The sequence below is a fragment of the Sphingomonas jinjuensis genome, from assembly GCF_014197105.1.
Lineage (GTDB): Bacteria > Pseudomonadota > Alphaproteobacteria > Sphingomonadales > Sphingomonadaceae > Sphingomonas > Sphingomonas jinjuensis.
This window is the reverse complement of the sequence record NZ_JACIEV010000020.1, coordinates 1-16,799: the sequence shown is the minus strand read 5'-3', so window position 1 is coordinate 16,799 and position 16,799 is coordinate 1. Positions and strand designations below refer to the sequence as shown.

19 protein-coding genes and 1 pseudogene are annotated in these 16,799 nt (G+C 67.8%); 9 read left to right on the top strand and 11 right to left on the bottom strand.

The genetic code is table 11. From position 1 onward, the window contains the following. Positions 1–176: 176 nt before the first annotated feature. Complete coding sequence (locus tag GGQ80_RS17955) at positions 177–350, bottom strand: hypothetical protein (RefSeq protein WP_183987435.1); 174 nt, start codon at positions 348–350, stop codon at positions 177–179. Between the two features lie 72 nt (positions 351–422). Between GGQ80_RS17955 and GGQ80_RS17950 the strand changes: the two genes are divergently transcribed. Both GGQ80_RS17950 and GGQ80_RS17945 read left to right on the top strand, forming a co-directional pair. After that, positions 423–1,421, top strand: a complete 999-nt coding sequence (locus GGQ80_RS17950; RefSeq protein WP_183987433.1) for a ligase-associated DNA damage response exonuclease — start codon at positions 423–425, stop codon at positions 1,419–1,421. Between the two features lie 165 nt (positions 1,422–1,586). Then, positions 1,587–3,218, top strand: coding sequence for a S10 family peptidase (locus tag GGQ80_RS17945; protein WP_183987431.1), 1,632 nt, complete (start codon positions 1,587–1,589; stop codon positions 3,216–3,218). A 116-nt stretch (positions 3,219–3,334) separates the two neighbouring features. Here the strand turns inward: GGQ80_RS17945 and GGQ80_RS17940 are convergent, their stop codons facing one another. The 6 genes from GGQ80_RS17940 to GGQ80_RS17915 all read right to left on the bottom strand — a co-directional run bounded on the left by GGQ80_RS17940 (position 3,335) and on the right by GGQ80_RS17915 (position 8,621). Then, the gene (locus GGQ80_RS17940; protein ID WP_221364500.1) at positions 3,335–4,141 is read right to left on the bottom strand and encodes an endonuclease/exonuclease/phosphatase family protein; all 807 of its coding nucleotides are present in this window, start codon (positions 4,139–4,141) and stop codon (positions 3,335–3,337) included. Between the two features lie 139 nt (positions 4,142–4,280). After that, on the bottom strand, positions 4,281–5,756 hold the full coding sequence (gene rpoN, locus GGQ80_RS17935; protein WP_183987427.1) for an RNA polymerase factor sigma-54: 1,476 nt from the start codon (positions 5,754–5,756) through the stop codon (positions 4,281–4,283). Between the two features lie 159 nt (positions 5,757–5,915). Then, complete coding sequence (gene lptB / locus GGQ80_RS17930; protein ID WP_183987425.1) at positions 5,916–6,698, bottom strand: LPS export ABC transporter ATP-binding protein; 783 nt, start codon at positions 6,696–6,698, stop codon at positions 5,916–5,918. 114 nt (positions 6,699–6,812) lie between these two features. After that, positions 6,813–7,364 carry an LptA/OstA family protein gene (locus tag GGQ80_RS17925; protein WP_183987423.1) on the bottom strand — a complete coding sequence of 184 codons (552 nt, stop codon included), beginning with the start codon at positions 7,362–7,364 and terminating at the stop codon, positions 6,813–6,815. Between the two features lie 5 nt (positions 7,365–7,369). Further along, positions 7,370–8,008 (bottom strand): LPS export ABC transporter periplasmic protein LptC, encoded by a 639-nt coding sequence (gene lptC / locus GGQ80_RS17920; protein ID WP_183987421.1) that lies wholly within the window; start codon positions 8,006–8,008, stop codon positions 7,370–7,372. After that, positions 8,001–8,621, bottom strand: coding sequence for a ribonuclease D (locus GGQ80_RS17915; RefSeq protein WP_183987419.1), 621 nt, complete (start codon positions 8,619–8,621; stop codon positions 8,001–8,003). Before GGQ80_RS17915 ends, lptC begins: the two co-directional genes overlap by 8 nt. A gap of 279 nt (positions 8,622–8,900) precedes the next feature. On the opposite strand from GGQ80_RS17915, the gene GGQ80_RS18670 reads away from it, so the two are divergent. Continuing rightward, on the top strand, positions 8,901–9,746 hold the full coding sequence (locus tag GGQ80_RS18670) for a cold-shock protein (RefSeq protein WP_183987417.1): 846 nt from the start codon (positions 8,901–8,903) through the stop codon (positions 9,744–9,746). Positions 9,747–9,886: 140 nt separating this feature from the next. Here GGQ80_RS18670 and GGQ80_RS17905 read toward each other — a convergent pair whose 3' ends face one another. Both GGQ80_RS17905 and GGQ80_RS17900 read right to left on the bottom strand, forming a co-directional pair. Further along, a complete protein-coding gene (locus GGQ80_RS17905; RefSeq protein WP_183987415.1) occupies positions 9,887–11,023 on the bottom strand; it encodes an acyltransferase family protein in 1,137 nt (378 codons plus the stop codon). A 22-nt stretch (positions 11,024–11,045) separates the two neighbouring features. Beyond that, positions 11,046–12,638: a cisplatin damage response ATP-dependent DNA ligase gene (locus GGQ80_RS17900; protein WP_183987413.1), complete on the bottom strand. Its 1,593-nt coding sequence runs from the start codon at positions 12,636–12,638 to the stop codon at positions 11,046–11,048. A gap of 79 nt (positions 12,639–12,717) precedes the next feature. On the opposite strand from GGQ80_RS17900, the gene GGQ80_RS17895 reads away from it, so the two are divergent. Continuing rightward, entirely contained in the window at positions 12,718–13,542 is an 825-nt protein-coding gene (locus tag GGQ80_RS17895; protein ID WP_183987411.1) for a metallophosphoesterase, read from the top strand. A 16-nt stretch (positions 13,543–13,558) separates the two neighbouring features. On the opposite strand, the gene GGQ80_RS17890 is transcribed toward GGQ80_RS17895, so the two are convergent. Then, positions 13,559–14,044 (bottom strand): Dps family protein, encoded by a 486-nt coding sequence (locus tag GGQ80_RS17890; RefSeq protein ID WP_183987409.1) that lies wholly within the window; start codon positions 14,042–14,044, stop codon positions 13,559–13,561. Positions 14,045–14,218: 174 nt separating this feature from the next. Between GGQ80_RS17890 and rpmG the strand changes: the two genes are divergently transcribed. Continuing rightward, on the top strand, positions 14,219–14,386 hold the full coding sequence (rpmG, locus tag GGQ80_RS17885; protein WP_183987407.1) for a 50S ribosomal protein L33: 168 nt from the start codon (positions 14,219–14,221) through the stop codon (positions 14,384–14,386). Between the two features lie 302 nt (positions 14,387–14,688). Here the strand turns inward: rpmG and GGQ80_RS17880 are convergent, their stop codons facing one another. Beyond that, complete coding sequence (locus GGQ80_RS17880; RefSeq protein WP_183987405.1) at positions 14,689–15,051, bottom strand: response regulator; 363 nt, start codon at positions 15,049–15,051, stop codon at positions 14,689–14,691. A 37-nt stretch (positions 15,052–15,088) separates the two neighbouring features. Between GGQ80_RS17880 and GGQ80_RS17875 the strand changes: the two genes are divergently transcribed. The 4 genes and pseudogenes from GGQ80_RS17875 to GGQ80_RS17860 form a co-directional block, all read left to right on the top strand. After that, the gene (locus GGQ80_RS17875; protein ID WP_183987403.1) at positions 15,089–15,358 is read left to right on the top strand and encodes a DUF3572 domain-containing protein; all 270 of its coding nucleotides are present in this window, start codon (positions 15,089–15,091) and stop codon (positions 15,356–15,358) included. Then, entirely contained in the window at positions 15,355–16,002 is a 648-nt protein-coding gene (locus tag GGQ80_RS17870; protein ID WP_183987401.1) for an HAD family hydrolase, read from the top strand. The genes GGQ80_RS17875 and GGQ80_RS17870 overlap by 4 nt, the downstream gene beginning before the upstream one ends. Continuing rightward, positions 15,999–16,466 carry a RidA family protein gene (locus GGQ80_RS17865; RefSeq protein WP_183987399.1) on the top strand — a complete coding sequence of 156 codons (468 nt, stop codon included), beginning with the start codon at positions 15,999–16,001 and terminating at the stop codon, positions 16,464–16,466. Before GGQ80_RS17870 ends, GGQ80_RS17865 begins: the two co-directional genes overlap by 4 nt. Positions 16,467–16,686: 220 nt before the next feature. Next, positions 16,687–16,799: pseudogene (locus GGQ80_RS17860) on the top strand (IS5/IS1182 family transposase); the annotation flags it as partial.

Below are 16,799 nucleotides of genomic sequence, written 5' to 3'. Positions count from 1 at the left end.
GTCTCACCATCTGCCGGTCCTCGTTACCGGCACCCTATGAATCACGCAGCGAGCCGCTTGGGAATCCGGCAAATGATGACACGCCCTTGTTTCAGCATCTCCTGCCGTATCGCGCCGCCGCGAGAGAGGCTGAACCAAGTTCAGCATGACGGGGAAAGGACGAGCGGTAAGCCCACTCACCGCGTCGCCCGGTCGTCCTTCCGCGATTCTTGCTTGTACAGCCGTTGCGTCGCGCGCTCGATCTTCGCCTCTTGCCGCGGGCTCACTCGGTTGCGCGTGCGCGCGTACAGGATCGCCAGTCCCAGCAGGATCGGCCCGCCGACGACCACGAACAACCAGATCGAAGCCATGTCTCATCCTCTCGTTATCGCTGGTTCAACGAGGGATTGCGCCGTTTCGATCCCCTCGCGCGTAGTGGCGGCATGGCGAAGCTCGGCGACTGGTTGGAACCGCATCCGCATGGCATCTACGTGCGGCCAGCCGACGCCTGGATCGATCCCTCGACGCCGCAGCCGCGCGCGCTGGTGACCCACGGCCATGCCGATCACGCGCGCGGCGGCCATGGCGCGGTATGGGCGACGCCCGAGACGCTGGCGATCATGGAGGTACGCTACGGCCCGCAGCAGGGCCATGCGATCGCCTATGGCGAGACGATCACGCTCGGCGACGTCGAGATTTCCTATGTCCCCGCCGGCCATGTGCTGGGATCGGCGCAGATCGTGCTGGGCTATCGCGGCGAGCGGGTCGTGGTGTCGGGCGACTACAAGCGCCGGCCCGATCCGACCTGCGCGCCCTTCGAGCCGGTCAAATGCGATGTCTTCGTTACCGAGGCGACCTTCGCACTGCCCGTGTTTCGCCATCCCGACACCGGCGACGAGATCGACAAGCTGATCGAGCGACTCCACGCCAATCCCGATCGCTGCGTCGTCGTCGGCGCCTATGCGCTAGGCAAGGCGCAGCGTGTGATCGCCGAATTGCGCGAGCGGGGGCACGAGGCACCGATCTATATCCACGGCGCGCTGCAGCGGCTGTGCGATCTGTACGTCGAACATGGCGTGCGCCTGGGTGAACTGATCCCCGTCGCCGGCGTGCCCAAGGCGGCGATGCAGGGGCATATCGTCATGTGCCCGCCCGGTGCGCTCAACGACCGCTGGTCGCGGCGCCTGCCCGATCCGATCACCGCGATGGCGAGCGGCTGGATGCGCGTGCGCCAGCGCGCACGGCAGAAGAATGTCGAGCTGCCGCTGATCCTGTCCGACCACGCCGACTGGGACGAGCTGACCGAGACGCTGACCGAGATCGCGCCGAAGGAAGTGTGGGTGACGCACGGCCGCGAGGACGCGCTGGTCCATTGGTGCATGACCCGGCAGATCAAGGCGCGCGCGCTGGCGCTGGTGGGGTTCGAGGACGAGGACGACTGAGCCACCCGCCGTTCCCGCGAAGGCGGGGATGACGATGGTGAGGGGGTAAGCCTTATGCCCGCATGTCGCCCACCGCCGCCGGCAATGCGTCAGCAGCCATGGCGTTCCGGCTTGCATCCTCGGCCAACTGATCGGAGAACCGGTGGCTTGAGACCCGGAGATGCTATGTTCGCTCGTGCCCTGACGATTGCCCTCATCGCTGCCACGCCCGCCGTCGCGCAAGACAAGGCGAAGGCCGACAAGACCGTCGGCGAGACCAACGCCGAGCGCGTGAAGCGCGAGGCCGAGGCGGGCTATGCCAACGCCCCGGTCGACGAGCAGGAGACGACGTCGAAGGGCAGCGTCGCGGTCGACGGCCGCACGCTCGGCTATACCGCCTCGGCGGGCACGCTGACGATCCGCGATATCGAGGGCAAGCCGACCGCCTCGATGTTCTACACCGCCTATACTCTCGACGGGGTGAAGCCGGGGACGAAGCGCCCCGTCACCTTCTTCTACAACGGCGGTCCCGGCTCACCGTCCTTCTGGCTGCGGATGGGCTCGTTCGCGCCGGTGCGACTGCGCACCACCAACCCCGAATTCATCAAGCCTGCGCCCTATGACGTCGGGCCGAACCCCTATACGCTGCTCGACAAGACCGACATCGTCTTCCTCGACGCGATCGGCACCGGCTATTCGCGCCCGCTCGGCGACATGAAGCCGCAGGCGTTCTACGGCGTCGACGAGGATGCCGACGCCTTCGCCAAGGGTATCCTCCGCTACGTCAGCAAATACGGCCGCTGGATGAGCCCCAAATTCCTGTTCGGCGAGAGCTACGGCACGCTGCGCTCCGGCGTCCTCGCCTATCAGTTGCAGGAGCGGGGCATGGCCTTGAACGGCGTCGTGCTGCTGTCGTCGATCATGAACTACGGCTATCGCCAGCCGGGCCTCGATCAGGTCTATCTCAATTACCTGCCGAGCTATGCCGCGACCGCCTGGTATCACAACCGCATCGCCAACCGCCCCGCCGACGTCGCGACCCATGTCGCCGCCGCGCGCGCCTTTGCGGTTGGTCCGTACATGTCGGCGCTGGCCAAGGGGCAGGCGATCAGCCCGCAGGAGCGCGACGAGGTCGCGCAGCAGATGAGCCAGCTGATCGGCCTGTCGCCCGACTTCATCAAGCGCGCCAACCTGCGCATCGATCTGCCGCGGTTTCAGAAGGAACTGCTGCGCGATCGTCGCGAGACGATCGGCCGCTTCGATTCGCGTTACCGCGGCATCGACACCGATGCGGCGGGCGAGCGGCCGGAGACCGACGCCTCGTCCGAAGCAATTTCGGGCGCCTATATCGCGAGCTTCAACGATTATCTGACGACGACGCTGAAGTACCGGACCGAACTGCCCTATCGCCTGTCGGCGCGCGATGCGGCGGGGTGGACGTGGAACTGGAAGCATGACGCACCGACCGGCGGCGGCCAGAACAACCCCAACACCGCGATCGATCTGGGCGCGGCGATGCGGTCGAACCCGTATCTCAAGGTACTGTCGATGAACGGTTATTACGACATGGCGACGCCATTCTTCGGCACCGAGAACGACCTGAACCACATGATGCTCGAGCCGGCGCAGCAGGGGAATCTACGCTACGTCTATTATCCCGCCGGGCACATGACCTATCTGAACCCCGACGCGCTGGCGGCGATGAAGCGCGATCTGGCGGCCTGGTACGACGAAGCGGTCGACGCGGCCCGCCGATCGACGCCGCCGCAGCCGGCCTCGGTGTCGGCCGCCGATGCGCCGGGGCAGACTCCGAACTGAGGTAATCCCCACCCCGGCGAAGGCCGGGGCCCAGTTGCCATGATAGCCGGGGAGAGGTTCGGCCTTTCCAACTCGATCCGGAGTAACTGGGCCCCGGCCTTCGCCGGGGTGACGTTTCAGGGAAGCGCCAGGCTCGCCACGACCGGAAAGTGATCCGACGGGTACCGCCCGCCGCGTGCGTCCGTCAGCGTCGCATAGCGCTCGACGCCCATGCCGCGCACGAATACCCAGTCGATCCGCCGATCCGCCTTGCCCGTGAACGCATGGAACGTCTCCGCCGGCCCGCTCACCCGCGGCGCCGCCTCCCGCGCATCGTGCAACCGCTCGGCCAGGATCGCATGCGTCCCCGACGAAGGCACGGTGTTGAAGTCACCCGTCAGCATCACCGGCGCGTCGGCGGCGATCTCACCGATTTTCGCCGCGATCAGGCCCGCGCCCTTCTCCCGCGCCGACTCATCCTCGTCGCGATAGGGCAGGTGGGTGTCGAACAGGAAGAAGCGCGCACCGCCACGCGTCCTGAACTCGCCCCAACTGACCATGCGCGGCAGCGGGTGGCCCCAGCTGATGCTGCCGACGACATCGGGCGTGTCCGACAGCCAGAAGTCACCGGATCGCAGCAGGGTCAGTCGATCGCGGCGGTAGAGGATGCCCATATGCTCGTCGCCATGCCCGCCGCGGCGATCGCGGCCGAACCAGGCGTAGTCGGGCAGGGCCTTGACCAGATAGTCGCCCTGGATGCGGAACAGCTCCTGCGTCCCGATCACGTCGGGCGCGGCGCGGCGGATCGCCCTGACCATGATGTCGCGCCGCTGTTCCCACCGGTTCGCGCCATCGTCGGACGAGGGGTAGCGGACGTTGAAGCTCATGACGCGAAGCCGCTCGCGCGCGGCGGCGGGGCTGGCGACGACGGCGAATGCCGCCATGACTCCAAGGATGAGAGGGCGGAGCATGACGTGCGTCTAACGCCCCACCTCGTCATGCTGAACTCGATTCAGCATCTCGGGCGGCAGGCGCTACGGCAAAAGATGCTGGAACCGAGTTCAGCATGACGAACTGGGGGGGCTAAGCCCCCTCCAGCGTCCGCGCGCGGCGGCGCTGGACCGAGCTGCCGATTCCCATCGCCTCGCGATACTTGGCCACCGTCCGCCGCGCGATGTCGAAGCCCTTGGCGTTGAGCAGGTCGACCAGCGTGTCGTCGCTTAGGATCTTGGCGCCTTCGCCCGCGATCAGCGCCCGAATCGCGCTCTTCACCGCCTCCGCCGACACCGCGTCGCCGCCGTCCGCCGCCTGGATCGCCGAGGTGAAGAAGTATTTCATCTCGAACGTTCCCCGCGCGCAGCTGAGATATTTGTTGCTCGTCACCCGGCTGACGGTGGATTCGTGCATTTCGATCGCCTCGGCGACCTTGGCGAGCGTCATCGGCTTCAGATGCGCGACGCCGTGGAGGAAGAACGCCTCCTGCTGCTTCACGATCTCGCCCGCGACCTTCAGGATCGTGCGCTGGCGCTGGTCGAGCGCCTTGACCAGCCAGTTGGCGCTGGCAAGTGCGTCGGACAGCCATGCCTTCGACGACTTGTCCTGCGGCCCGTGGCTCAGCTCGTGATAGTAGCGACGATTGACCAGCACGCGCGGCAGCGTCGCGTTGTTCAGTTCGATGCCCCATCCCGCCTTGGTCCGCACCACGAACAGGTCGGGCGTCACCGCCAGCGGCGGCTCGCCACCGAAGCGACAGCCGGGCTTGGGATCATAGCCGCGCAGTTCGCGGATCATGTCGGCCATGTCCTCGTCGTCGACGTTGCACATCCGCTTCAGCCGCGCCAGCTCGCCGCGCGCGAGCAGGTCGAGATTGTCGATCAGCCGCGCCATGCACGGGTCGTAGCGGTCCGCTTCCTTCGCCTGGAGCGCCAGACATTCGGCGAGATCGCGCGCGCCGACGCCGGTCGGGTCGAGCGTCTGCACTTGCGCGAGCACGGTCTCGACCCGCGACAGCGGCACGCCCAGCCGCCCGGCGATGTCGAGCAGCGGCACCGTCAGATAGCCCGCCTCGTCGATCTGATCGATCAGATGCTGCGCGAGAAACCAGTCGTCCGGCGCGACGATGGCGCCGGCCTGCGCCAGCAGATGGTCCGCCAGGCTGATGTCGGTCTGCGCGAAGCTGTCGAAATCGAGCCCGTCCTGGCTCCCGCCACCGCTGCTCGCCCCGGTCGCCGACAGCGCGCCGTCGAACCCGCCACCGCCATCGACGACGCTGTCCTGCTGGTGGCTCTCGGTCGCATAGTCGACGTCGAGCGGATCCGCCGTCGCCGCGCCGCTCACCAGCGCGTCGGCACCGGCCGGCTCGTCGGCCTCGACCCGCTCCGGCCGGACGACCTCGCCGGTCTGGTCGGCCTGGAGGAGGGGGTTCTTTTCCACCTCCTCGGCGATGAAGGCCTCGATCTCCAGGTTCGACAGCGCCAGCAGCTTGATCGCCTGCTGCAGCTGCGGCGTCATCACCAGCGACTGCGACTGGCGAAGGTCCAGGCGCGGGGCGAGACTCATGCAAATCCTCCCCGACACGGGGAGGGGGACCGCCGGCGCAGCCGGTGGTGGAGGGGGGGAACCACAAGCGACGCGCTGGTGGAAAGCCCCCTCCACCAGCCTTTGGCTGGTTCCCCTCCCCGTGCCGGGGAGGACTGCAGGCCGTTCCCCTCCATACGCTTACAGCGAAAAGCCCTCGCCCAGGTACAGGCGGCGGACGTTGGCGTCGGCGACCAGTTCGGCCGGGCTGCCGCTGAACAGCACGCGGCCATCGTAGATGATGTAGGCGCGATCGACGATGTCGAGCGTCTCGCGGACGTTGTGGTCGGTAATCAGCACGCCGATGCTGCGCCGTTTCAGGTCCTTCACCAGATCGCGGATGTCGGCGATCGAGATCGGGTCGATGCCCGCGAACGGCTCGTCGAGCAGCATGATCGACGGATCGGCGGCCAGCGCGCGCGCGATTTCGGCACGGCGTCGCTCGCCGCCCGACAGCGCCATCGCCGGCGAGCTGCGCAGCCGCGTCAGGCCGAATTCGTCGAGCAGCCGGTCGAGCTTCGCCTGCCGCGCCGACGCGTCGGGCTCCGACAGTTCCAGCACCGCGCTGATGTTCTTCTCGACCGACAGGCCGCGAAAGATCGACGTTTCCTGCGGCAGATAGCCAAGCCCCAGGATCGAGCGGCGATACATCGGCAGCGCGGTGATATCGTCGCCGTCGAGCATGATCCGGCCCGAATCGGGCTTCACCAGCCCCATCACCGAATAGAAACACGTCGTCTTGCCCGCGCCGTTGGGACCGAGCAGCCCGACCACCTCGCCATGGCCGACGGATACCGACACATCGGTCAATACGGTGCGCTTGTCGTAGGATTTGGCGATCGACACGACCTGAAGCCCGTCGGACACCGGTGCTTTGGTGACCGTCGCCGGTGCCTCGATGGTATCGGCCGTGGAAGCGTCCATGGGCGGTGACTCGCAGATCAGGGTTACCGGTCGGTTACCGGCGGTCCGGTTGGCAGGATTCATGCATGCGGCGGCGAGAAGGGCAAGTCCCTATCCGCACGCCGCCTCGCGGCGTCAATTACGCTGCGGGACCGAGAAGGTGCCGGTCACGCGACCGCCACCGCTGCGGATCGTCGTGCCGGGCGCGCTGCCTGCCGCCCCGGCGCCCGCCGAGCCCACCGACGATCCGTCGATGATCGCGCGGCCGGTGTCGAGGTTCAGCGTCAGCCGCCCGCCGTTGACGGTATTGCCGCCGCCCTGCGTCAGCGACACCGCGCCCAGCATCGTGATGACGCGGCGGTTGATGTCGTAGATCGCATATTGGCTCTTCGCGGTCTGGTCGGGCCGGCGCACCGTCACGCCGCCGGCGGCGTCGAGGCGCGACACCTGCGGATTTCCGCCAACCACTTGGCCGGTATAGGCGACGGTCATGCGCGACGACGTCAGCGTCATCTCCGCCTGCTTGACCTGGACGTTGCCGGTCAGGACCGCGCGGTTCGCCTTGTCCTGCAACTCGATACGGTCGGCGCCGAAATCGATCGGCGCATTCGAATCGTGGCGCTGCTGCGCCCCGGCCGAAGAAGCGATGGCGGCAAGGCCGGCAAGAAGGGCGGTGGTGGCGCGCATGGCCGCTATCTCGTGCGTTGGGGGACGACGCGCAAGCGGGCATTGCCCTCCAGCGTCACGGTTCTTTCCGCCAGGTCGGCGCGCAGACGGTCGCCGCGGAAGGTGCCCTGGGGCAGCGTTCCCGTCGTCGGGCTGTCGCTGGCGAGCTTACGGTCCTTGAGGTCGACGATCGCGTCACGGGTGTCGAGCGAATAGCCATTGGCCGCGCGCACCGCGACCGGGCCGTCGATCTTCACCTGCTCGCTGTCCATGTCGTAGCGGCCGGTATTGGCGCGGATCGTGGCCGGACCGTCGGGCAGTTCCAGGCTGGCGGCGAGCGTCTGCAGCTGGACGATCGGCTCGGCCGAGCTTTTCTGGACGGCAGACCCGGCCTCCAGCAGGAAGGCCTGACCCTTCCCATCCTGGCCGCGATAGCGTGCGGCCTCGCTACGCATGCGTTCCTTGGCGATCTCGACCTTATTCTTGTCGAGGACGAACGACACATCCCCTGACGAGGTCAGCGGCGCCATGACCAGGAACGCCGCCAGCACGCCGATGCTGATCGGCAGGCCGACGCGCGCGATCGCGATGATCCGATCGTGCCGCGATCCGGGCTCCGCCCAGCGCGCCCGCGCGCTCTGCATCCGGACCGCAGCATCAGACATGCGCGAAGATGTCCGTCTCCGGCCATCCCGCCAGGTCGAGCGCGGCGCGCGTCGGCAGGAAGTCGAAGCACTTCTGCGCCAGCTCCATCCGCCCCTCGCGCGTCAAACGCTTCTCGAACTCCGCCTTCAGCCGATGGAGATAGCGCACGTCGGACGCGGCATATTCCTTCTGCGCGTCGCTTAGTTCAGGCGTACCCCAGTCCGACGACTGCTGCGCCTTGGACAGCTCCATCCCCAGCAGCTCGCGCACCAGCTCCTTCAGGCCGTGGCGGTCGGTGTAGGTGCGCACCAGCTTCGATGCGATCTTGGTGTCCCACGCGGGCGCCGCGACGATGCCCATGTAATGCTGGAGCGCGGCGATATCGAAGCGGCCGAAGTGATAGAGCTTAAGCCGGTCGGGATCGGCGAGCACTGCGCGCAGGTTGGGCGCGGCATAGTCGCTGCCCGCGCCGAAGCGGACGAGATGCTCGTCCGGCCCACCGTCCGACAGCTGGACCACGCACAGTCGGTCGCGTGGGGTGATGAGCCCCATCGTTTCCGTATCGACCGCGATCGATGCACCGGGCGCGAACACGCCTTCGGGCAGATCTTCCTCGTGCAGGTAAACCGTCATATCGGCTGCCCTAGCGGGCGAGGGCTTGTCGCTCAATGGCTTCGGCGCCGACCGGACGACGGCAAACGCTGATCCAAGCTGTGCCGTTGATGCAACGGCTGCGCAAGTATTGGTATCGAACGGGGTTGTTTCGCGACGAATTTGTTCGCTCGCCTCATTTTTGTCGGCTATGGGTTGTCACAAGGCGCAATGGGTTTGGCGCCGGAAGGCTCGCGTTCGTCGTCCGGCGTTCGGGTCTTGAGACGGAGATTCGGGCGGCCGGGAAGACGAATAGGGCATATGGGTTACGACAAGGGTGGCCGCGGCAATCGTGGCGGACGTGGGCGCGACAAGCGCGACGATTTCGGCGGCGGCGATTCGGGCGGCTTCGGCGGCGGTGACTTCGGTGGCGGCGGCTTCGGCGGTGGCGGCTTCGGCGGCGGCGGTTTCGGTGGCGGTGATCGCGGCGGCTTCGGCGGCGGTGGTGGCGGCTTCCGTGGCGGCGGTGGCGGCTTCGGCGGCGGCGGCGGTGGTGGTTTCCGCGGCGGCGGCGGTGGCGGCTTCGGTGGTGGCGGCGGTAACCGCATGCCCCCGCAGGTCGTCGGCGAGGGCACGGGTGTCGTCAAGTTCTTCAACGGTCAGAAGGGCTTCGGCTTCGTCGTCCGTGATGACGGTGGCGAGGACGTGTTCGTTCACATCTCGGCGGTCGAGCAGGCCGGCCTCAGCGGCCTGGCCGAGGGTCAGCCGCTCGGCTTCACCCTCGTCGACCGCGGCGGCCGCATTTCGGCGACCGATCTCAAGATCGACGGCGAGCCGATGCCCGTCACCGATCGCGCTCCCCCTCGTGAGCCGCGCGAAGGCGGCTTCGGCGGCGGCGCGCCGCGCGGCGGCGCCGGTGGTGGCATGGGTGCCCCGCAGCGTCAGCTGACCGGCGAGAAGGCGACGGGCACCGTCAAGTTCTTCAACGCCATGAAGGGTTTCGGCTTCATCCAGCGTGATGACGGCCAGCCCGACGCGTTCGTCCACATCTCGGCGGTTGAGCGTGCCGGCATGCCGACGCTGAACGAAGGCGATCGTCTGAGCTTCGAGATCGAGGTCGATCGTCGCGGCAAGTACGCCGCGGTGAACCTTCAGCCCGAAGGCTGATCGACCCACCGATCGCGATAGGAGAGGAGCCCGCCCGGCACGAACCGGGCGGGCCTTTCTGTGTCTGGGGCGGGTCGCTTCGGTGATCCCCGCGCAGCGGGTCCGGTCGGTCCTCCTTCCGTCGTGCTGAAGGCCCAACCTCACAGCCGCAGATGCAGTCCTCGCCTATGCAGCGGCACCAGCACCGCGGTCACCACCGCCAGCACCGCCACCGCGCAGAGCAGCGATGCCGCATAGGGATCGCCGACCACCCGCCTGGCCACGCCAAAGCCCCAGCCCTGCGGCGTCTCCCCGCCCGGCAGCACCGGCAGCGCGCTGAAGACGCCGAGCAGCTGCGACAGGAGGAACGCCACGATCGCGTTGCCGCCCAGGATCATCACCGGCGCCATCGCGCGCATCGCCGCCGCCGATCGCGCCACCAGCGCACACCCGACCAGCGCCAGCGTGCCGGTCCCGCTGGTCAGCAGCGCGAAGCTCGCGGTCCACAGGCGCTTGTTGATCGGCAGCGCCGGCTCGATCAGCAGCGCCAGCGCGATCATCCCGGCGCCGCCCAGCACCAGCATCGGCAGCACCCGCGTCGGTGCCCGACGCCATGCCGTCGCCGCCAGCACGCCGGCGACGACGTTCACCGCCGCGCCCAGCGTCGACAGCAATCCTTCCGGGTCATAGACGACGCGCCCGCCGAGATCGGTGCCGTAGCGCCACAGATGCGCCGGTCCGAAGATCGCACGATCGACCACCGCACCGATATTACCCGCAATGTCGAGCCGCCCCGGCCAGCCGAGCAGCAGCGCCGTCCAGCCGACCAGCAACACCAGCCCCGCGATCAGCAGTGCGCGCGCATCGATATGGTACAGTCCGGCAGCATCGCCGCGAACTGTGGCGAGGATCAGCGACGCCACCAGCGCATAGCAGAGCGCGATCCGTTGCAGGATGCCCGGCACCCTGATCGCCGCCAGGTCGAACGGCGGCTCGGTCGCGTTGAGCGCCAGCCCGATCGCGATCAGCAGCACGGTTCGCCGCGCGATCCGTCGCCATGCCACGCGCCGATTCGCTACCGACAGCGCGCGCGGGAACGAGAAGCCGAGCGCCGCGCCGACCGCGAACAGGAAGGTCGGAAACACCAGGTCGGCGATGGTCCAGCCATGCCAGGCGGCGTGCTGCGTCCAGCCGTAGCTTTCGGTCCAGGACCCCGGACTGACGACCAGGATCATCCCCGCTACCGCCAGCCCGCGTAACAGGTCGAGCGCGACGATCCTGCCCGAAGTTGCCGCCATGCCCCTCTATCGCTCCAATCCGTCAGGTCACCAAGCGCTGCAACGTTTCGATCCGATCGGCCTCGGCGGCGGGCTTGTCGGTCCTGATCCGCGCGATTCGCGGGAAGCGCATCGCCACCCCCGACTTGTGCCGCGTCGACCGGTGGATCGAATCGAACGCGACTTCCAGTACCAGCGTCTTCTCCACTTCGCGCACCGGCCCGAACCGCGCCAGCGTATGGTTGCGCACGAAGCGATCGAGCATCCGCAATTCTTCGTCGGTGATCCCCGAATAGGCCTTGCCGACCGGCAGCAGCTCGCCCTCCTCGGTCCAGCAGCCGAAGGTATAGTCGCTATAATAGGATGATCGCCGCCCGCTGCCGCGCTGGGCATACATCATCACGCAGTCGGCGGTCAGCGGGTCGCGCTTCCACTTGTACCACAGCCCGGCGCGCCGCCCGCCGATATAGGGCGAATCGCGCCGCTTGAGCATCACGCCCTCGATCGCGGCGTCGCGCGCGCCGGCGCGGATCGCCTCGAGCGCGGTGAAGTCCTCCGCCTCGATGACCTGGCTGATGTCGAACCGTTCGGAATCGAGCCGCGGCACGAACGCCTCCAGCCGCCGGCGCCGCGCATGCCAGGGCAGTTCGCGCAGGTCTTCGGCACCGTCGAACAGGATGTCGTAGAGGCGGACGAACGCCGGATACTCCGCCTGCATCTTGGCCGACACGCTCTTGCGCCCCAGCCGCTGTTGCAGTGCGTTGAAGCTCGCTGCGCCGCCACCGGCATCGAGTGCGCCGCCCTGGAACTCGCCCTTCACCAGCAGCTCGCCGTCGACGACGCCGGGCTCGCGAAAGGCGCTGGCGACGTCGGGAAAGCTGCCGGTGACGTCGTCGCCGGTGCGGCTGTACAGCCGGGTCTCGCCCCCGACATGGACGATCTGGACGCGGATGCCGTCCCATTTCCATTCGGCGGCATAGTCGTTGAGGTCGAGGCGCAGATCCTCAAGCGGATGCGCCAGCATGAACGGGCGGAAGACGGGTACGTCCGCCGCGGTGGGTTGCTCGCCGCGCCCCTCGGCCCAGGCGAAGAGCGCGTCATAGGGGGGCTTCAGCCCGTGCCACACCTCCTCGACCGCATCGACGTCGAGCCCGAAGGCGTCGGCCAGCGCGGTCTTGGCGAGCCGCGCGGACACGCCGATGCGCAGCGCCCCCGTCGCCATCTTCAACAGCGCGAAGCGTTCCTCGGCATCCGACCGGTCGAGCATGTCCGCCAGCACCGCCGGCGCGTCGGAGCGCGATAGATGCGCCAGCCGGTCGACGACGCCGCTGACCGACAGCGGCTCGGGATCGACGGGCAGGGCGGGGGCGGGCCACAGCAGCGCCACCGTCTCGGCGGTATCGCCGACGTAATCGCGGCTCATGCGGAACAGCACCGGATCGATCCGCGCCTCGATCAGCGCGCGGATCACGGCGGGCTTCACGCCGGGCAGATCAAGATCGCCGGTTAGGGCCGCCATCGCCCAGCCGCGATCGGGATCGGGCGTTGCGCGCAGATAGTCGGCGAGCAGCCGCAGCTTCGCGTTGCGCGACCGGGTGTAGATCAACGAATCCAGAAGCGCGGCGAAGGCGTGCATCGGGGGCGAAACGTCCGGGCCCGTAGAATCGCTCCGGCGGGGGTTCTGATGCCGTGCGACAGGCCCTAAGCGGGGCGCCATGCGCCGCCTGCTGCTCCTCCTCGTCGCCATCGTCGCGCTTGGATTCGTCGCGTTGCCGTTCTGGGGCGCCTATCGCACCCCGGTCGTCCGCCGGCTCTCCGTCGGCTTTCCCGACTGGCCCGCTGGCGCCGCCCCGATTCGCGTCGCCTTCGCCAGCGACCTCCACCTCGGCAATATCGATGGGCGTCCGGGGCGGACGGCGCGCGTGATCGCAGCGATCAACGCCACCCGGCCCGACCTCGTCATCCTCGGCGGCGATTATGTCGCCGACAAGGGGCCGGGCAGGGCGGAAGACGTTGCGGGCGCGCTGACCGCGGCGGTTCGTGGCCTCCGCGCCCCGCTCGGCGTCGTCGCGGTGCTCGGCAACCACGATCATGAAACCAACGCCGCCGTCGTCTCGCGCGCGCTGCGGGCGGGCGGTGCGATGCTCGTCGTCAACGGTGCGATCACGCGCGGGCCGCTGTCGATCGGCGGGATCGACGACATGGTCACCGGCCATGGCAGCGAGATGGTCACCAGGGCGGCGGTCCAGGCGCTACCCGGTCCGCGCGTGATGGTCTCGCACGCGCCCAACGTCATCTATGGCCTGCCGACGGACATCCGCCTCGTCCTCGCCGGGCACACCCATTGCGGGCAGGTCGTGCTGCCACTGATCGGTGCGCCCTGGGAATTGTCGGAGCCGCGCTATCGATGCGGCATCGTGCCGAGCGGCAAGGGTCAGACGACGATCGTCAGTGCCGGTACGGGAACGAGCATCGTGCCCGTCCGGTTCGGCGCGCCGCCCGACATCTGGCTGGTAACCATGGGGCCGGCCCGCAGGTGACGGCCCCAGCCGAGGCTTATTTGCGGCTCGCCTCGAACAGGAACCACGCGCGTTCTTCGGCCTGATCGGTCCAATCGTCGACGATGCCGCTGGTGGCATTGTCCTTGGCCGCTTCGGACGCGTCCTTCACGGCGCGGAAATCCTCGACCAGCTTCAGATTGTCGTCGCGCAGCTCCTTCAGCATCGCCTGCGGTTCGACGAAGTCCTTGTCGTTGTCGACGATCGTCTGGCGCCGGCCGATATCGCCGATCGAGCGCAGCGTGACGTTGCCGGTCTTGCGGACCCGCTCGGCGATGGCGTCGGTCACGCCCAGGATCTGCGCGGCCTGGTCGTCGAGCAGCAGGTGATAATCGCGGAAGTGCGGCCCCGAGACGTGCCAGTGGAAGTTCTTCGTCTTCAGGTACAGCGCATAGCAGTTGGCGAGCGCGGCATTCAGCGCGTCGGCGACGCTGCGCGTGTTGGGCAGGTCGGTGGGGGTGTCGAGGGCAGGATTGACGGCCATGATCGGTCCCTTGGATGTTCGGTTCGGTGCCAGAACGATCGGCCCGGGCAAATGCTCCCGGCGGCGAGCGCGCGTGTGCGGTTGACTTCGCGCGCGCCTTGGGTCATGTGCGCCACCGATCGAGCGGTGGCATTCCGTGCCGCCGCTCTTCTCGTTTTTCCAGGGAATGGGCTCATGGCCAAGCCGACTACCATCAAGATCAAGCTCGTCAGCTCGGCGGACACCGGCTTCTTCTACGTCACGAAGAAGAATCCGCGTACCAAGACCGAGAAGCTGAGCTTCAACAAGTATGATCCCGTCGTGCGCAAGCATGTCGAGTTCAAGGAAGCCAAGATCAAGTGATCCTGCCGGTCGCGTAACGCGACCGCGCGAATCGCCTGACGCAATGGGCCGCCGACCCTGCCGGGTTGGGCGGCCTTTTTGCGCTGCGTGCGCTCGTCATCCCCGCGCAGGCGGGGATCCATCCCCACTGAGTGTCGTGGGACCCACTGCCGCCAGCCAGTATGGACTCCCGCCTGCGCGGGAATGACGGGGGGAGGTAACCCCGTCATGCTGAACTCGTTTCAGCATCTCTCGCCGTATCGCCTGCCGCCAGCGATCGTGAAACGAGTTCAGGATGACGAGAACGCCGCTGGGAGCGGAAATCAAATCAACGACTGCACCGCGTCCATGAACCGCATCAGGCTGATCGGCTTGGCGACATAGGATTCGGCCCCCGCGCCGCGGATGCGTTCCTCGTCCTCTCGCCCCGAATAGGCGGTCACCGCCATCACCGGGATCTGCTGCAACCCGCCGTCGGCCTTCAGCTGCAGGATCAACTCATAGCCCGTCACATGAGGCATCTGAATGTCCATGATGATGAGGTCGGGCGCAAAGTCGCGCGCTCGTTCCACAGCCTCCCGCCCGTCGCGCACCGGCTCCGCGACATAGTCGTGCGCCCGCAGCAGATCGCAGAAGAGCTTCAGATTGAGTTCGTTGTCCTCGACAACGAGAACCCTTTTTGCCACGCCGCCCCCGGTCCCTGTTCGAAAGTGACACTACGGAATGCAGCGCGCCGATACAATCGAGGATCCCGAGGCACTTGCGCTTCGTGCCCTGGCATGGACCCTGTCCGACGCCGACCGGGCGATGCGACTGCTGTCGCTGACCGGGCTGACGCCCGACGACCTGCGCGAGCGGATCGGTACGCGGCCGGTCCTCGCCGCCGGGCTTGGCTTCCTGGCGGCGCATGAGCCGGACCTGGTCGCCTGTGCCGGCCATCTCGGCGTCAAGCCCGAGGCGCTGGCCCGCGCGCTGGCGGAGCTGGAGCGTTGAGGCCGCTGCTCATCACCGACTGCGACGAGGTGCTGCTCCACATGGTGAAGCATTTCGGCGTGTGGCTGGGCGAGACCCACGCCATCGATTTCCACCTGGGCGGCGCCGACTTCGCCGACAGCATGAAGCGCCGCGACGGCTCGCCGCCGCCGACGCGCGACGAGATGTGGGCGCTGCTCGGCGGCTTCTTTCCCGCCGAGATGCATCGCCAGACGCTGGTCCCCCATGCTGCCGAGGGACTGGCACGGCTGTCGCGCGAGGCCGACGTCGTCGTCCTCACCAACCTTCAGGACGAATGCCGCACCGCGCGCATCGAGCAACTCGCCGCCTTCGGCATCGACCATCGCGTCGAATGCAACCAAGGCGGCAAGGGTGAGCCGGTCGCGCGGCTGGTCGACGAGTACAAGCCATCGGTCGCGGTGTTCGTCGACGATCTCGCCGTCCATCACGACTCGGTCGCGCGTCATGCGCCGGGCGTGTTTCGGCTCCACATGATCGCCGAGCCGGCGCTGGCTGCCAACGTGCCGCCAGCGCCGGCCGCCCATGCGCGCATCGACGATTGGCGCGAGGCCGCCGACTGGATCGAGGCGCGCTTTGCCGCGGGCTTGACCGCCGACGCGCTGGCCAGCACAGAACCGGCATGACCGACCGCATCGATCGCGAGCTGGAAAAGCTCGGCCTGACCCTGCCCGAAGCGGCAGCCCCCGTCGCCGCCTATGTCCCCGTCGTCGAGGCGGGCGGGCTGCTCCACCTGTCGGGTCAGTTGCCCTTCGTCGACGGCCGGCTCGTCACCGGCCGCCTCGGCGACGGCGTCAGCCTGGAGGATGGCCAGAAGGCGGCGCAGGCGTGCGGCCTGATGATCGTCGCGCAGGTGAAGAAATATCTCGGCGGCGACCTGTCACGCGTCGCCCGCATCGTGAAGCTTGGCGTGTTTGTGAACTCGCACGCCGATTTCACCGACCAGCCAAAGGTCGCCAACGGCGCGTCGGAGCTGATGGTGTCGCTGTTCGGCGACGCCGGCAAGCACGCCCGCTCGGCGGTCGGTGTCCCCGTCCTTCCGCTCGGCGCCGCGGTCGAGATCGACGCGATCATCCAGCTGGCGAACTGATCCTGCTTCCCGTCATCCCCGCGTAGGCGAGGATGACGGAGGGGGCATGCGCGGGCCGCCCCTCAATCTCTGTCATGCTGAACTCGTTTCAGCCTATCGCGCCGCAAGCGCAGCCTCCGCGACATGGAGATCCTGAAACAAGGGCGTGTCATCATTTGCCGGATTCCCAAGCGGCTCGCTGCGTGATTCATAGGGTGCCGGTAACGAGAACCGGCAGATGGTGAGACGCTATGGGTTACGTGACGATCAATGGGCGCGGATCGAGGGTCTGCTGCCGGGCCGGGCGGGACATGTCGGGACGACGGCGCGGGACAACCGATTGTTCGTCGAGGC